Below are 2,125 nucleotides of genomic sequence, written 5' to 3'. Positions count from 1 at the left end.
GGGTGCTGACCTCGATCCTGGACAGCATCGACGACGCGGCCGCCCAACTTGCTTACCTCGCCGCATCGGGGTCACCGGATTCGGTGCATATCGCGATCGCTTGCCCCAGTCGAGCGTCACGTGACTATTTGATCGAGCGCATCACCACTATCCGCACATGGGAGTGTCTCTCCCCTACGGAGCTCGACCTCCGCACTAGAGACCAGTTTCTGCGCCTTCCGGGGTCGGCACCGTTGAAGCCGGGTGGGAGCTGGTGCTATCCCATCGACGAGGGCGGGAATCGGATCACCGTTACCGCAGCGATCATGCGGGCCGATCGCGCCATCCGAGAGCTGCCCGCCGTGCTGGTACCTGTATCTGGCCGCAGCACCGGTGGTCGTCGGAGCCGCACTCTCGGCACCGTCGCCCAACCCGCACCACTGCGTCGCTACGACAACGTTGACGACAGCAACGATGCCACGTTAGACGGAGACCTCGATCAACCGCGCGCCTGGCGCCCGCAGCGTCCGTTCACGTCGGCGGAATGGGCAACGCTGCATCGCACGGCGACGGAAGGATACCGATCACACGCTGCAACAGCAGGTGCGTGGGTGTTGTGGCGTCACGGAATCCGTGGATGGCGACGTGCGGCAGGTTGGTACCGCAGCTGTCCCGCGTTCGAGAAGTTTGCCTCCCGAGACGACGGCGGCCGCGCACACTGGGAATCAATTAAGTCACGCGCCACCACCTACCGTCCCGCCGACCCAGCGGCCGACGACTTGATCCGGACCGTGCTCACCGAGATAGCTACATGGGATGATCCTGCGCTGGTCGCGGCCGCTTACGCATGCGTGACAAAACGTTTCGCGGACGGACACGGAACCGACAGCCGTCCTATCGCCTGGCGCGATATGGCTTTATGGCTCAACGTCAGCCACGACACGGCCGGCAGAAGACTACGCGCACTTGTCGACCGGGGGCTCCTCAGAGTCACGCTTCCCCATGACCGCAGCACATCGCCGCACTCAGCTACCTGCTACAGCCTCCAACGACCCGCTGAGATTTACCGCACGGATGTGCGCCATGACGTCACAAATGAGGGTATAACCCGTCACCCCATCCTCCACGCCCTGTGGGGCGAGCTAGGCCACCCCTGCTGGTCCGTCTGGACGCATCTACCCGCCTCCGGCGCAGGAGCCAGCACGTCCACCCTCAGCACACTCACCGGCCTGCCCGCTGGCACCCTCTCCCACGGTGTCCGACGACTCCTAGCGGTGCTTGAAAAGCTGGGCCTTGCTATACGGCAGGGCCAGGGCCGCGGTACCAGGTGGCTGCGCGGGCCTCAGACGCTCGCAGCGGCAGCCGATGCAAGCGGTGCCACCGAGATCTGCACAGAGCGGTCGCGGGTGATCACGGCTGAGCGCGAGGCGTGGCACGCGCCGACAGTGCGCCGCAGCCTTGTCATCAGGGAACGGCTACGTCGGCGCACTCGCCGATCCCCCACACCGTCAAGCCCCACCCGGGCCTTTGAGGCTGCTGGCGGCCATCCCGAGCTACCTTTCGCTGCGGCATTTAGCCACCGCGCAGCGCGAGTGAGAGGGCATAGCCGGACTGCACGTAGTGGCCCCGGACGACAGCCTCCGTGAACGTTCGATGGTGCCCTTTGGTAACACGAGCAAAGACGCTACGGAGCTAACAGGTCAGTGATCGGTACGCCCAGACTGTCCGCAAGGCCATAGAGTGTCGCGACTGTCATGTTGGCGCGGCCTGCTTCGATCGCAGACAGTCGGGTCCGATGAATGCCGACCTTGCTGGCTAGACCGGTCTGAGTCTGGCCGCTTGCGACTCGAGCGGCGCGGACGCGGGCCCCTACCGTTCGAATTCGCTCACTCTTAGTCGACACAGTTGTTGACTATAGTCTACGTAACTGTAGACTATAAGATACATCAAGGTTTGCCGCGCAGCCTTTCGGTTCTTGGGTTGCGTCGGTGCGGCCTGACGGTTCGGGAGGGTTTACCGCGGTAAACTTCTAGCGTTCGATTACCTGCTTCATAGTGAGCAGGTTGGTGGTTTACCGCGGTAAACCACACGCGAGCACAATCCCCCGAAGTAGCCGGCCACTCAGTGTGGAGGTGAAGCATACGGA

The 2,125-nt window shown here is 63.5% G+C and carries 1 protein-coding gene; it reads right to left on the bottom strand.

The features are described from left to right. Nucleotides 1-1,663 precede the first annotated feature (1,663 nt). Entirely contained in the window at nucleotides 1,664-1,882 is a 219-nt protein-coding gene (locus tag A5785_RS24055) for a helix-turn-helix transcriptional regulator (protein WP_082937830.1), read from the bottom strand. Nucleotides 1,883-2,125 lie beyond the last annotated feature (243 nt).

Source organism: Gordonia sp. 852002-50395_SCH5434458 (assembly GCF_001665905.1).
In the GTDB taxonomy this organism is placed as follows: Bacteria; Actinomycetota; Actinomycetes; order Mycobacteriales; family Mycobacteriaceae; genus Gordonia; species Gordonia jacobaea.
Note: the sequence above shows the minus strand (reverse complement) of the source record. Positions and strands in the feature narration are given on the sequence as shown.